1 protein-coding gene is annotated in these 747 nt (G+C 59.4%); it reads left to right on the top strand.

Going from position 1 to position 747, the window contains the following annotated elements; all coding sequences use genetic code 11:
• Positions 1-392 precede the first annotated feature (392 nt).
• On the top strand, positions 393-747 hold a 355-nt coding region (locus tag ACYVDE_RS25035), incomplete at its 3' end, for a response regulator transcription factor (protein ID WP_460504224.1).

The raw sequence follows: 747 nt of genomic DNA, 5'->3' as shown, positions 1-747 counted from the left end.
GCCAGCTGCGCACTGCGCGGCCAGCAGCAGCGCCGCGCCCGCCGTCCGGGCCGTGAGGGAGGAGGTAGGTAAGATTCGCTTCATGGGAATTCTGATGGAGGTGGGAATGAATTCGTGGTTTGGGAAGCGAAGTAGCGGGGCGATTTAGAATACATTTGGAAGATTTGGAATTTTTCAGAAAATAGTGAGTGTGCGCTTACTTATTTGATTTGATGCGATGTAAAAAGCACGTCATGCCGAGCGCCGCCTAGGCATCTCGCGTGCAGCAGTAATTCAATCGACAGGATTTACTACTGCACGCGAGATGCTTCGACTCCGCTGCGCTCCACTCTGCATGACGTTCTGCTACTCCGCAAGGCCCTACCTTGCCCTTCTTTCTCCCCTGTTCCAAAATGAAACTGCTGCTCGTTGAAGACGAACCGGCCCTGCTGGCCAGCGTGGTGAGCTACCTGCAAGCCCAGCACTACGTGTGCGAAACGGCCACCACCTACGCCCAGGCGCAGGAAAAAATGGCCCTGCACGACTACGAGTGCATCGTGCTCGACCTGACGCTGCCCGGCGGCGACGGCCTCGACCTGCTACGCGAGCTGCAAAAGCAGCAGAAGGCGGCCGGTGTCATCATCACCAGCGCCCGCGCCGCCGTCGACGACCGCATCGAAGGCTTCGAGCTGGGGGCCGACGACTACGTGAGCAAGCCTTTCTACCTGCCCGAGCTGAGTGCCCGCATTGCCGCACTGGTGCGCCGCC

It is taken from the genome of Hymenobacter agri, from assembly GCF_054778495.1.
Note: the sequence above shows the minus strand (reverse complement) of the source record. Positions and strands in the feature narration are given on the sequence as shown.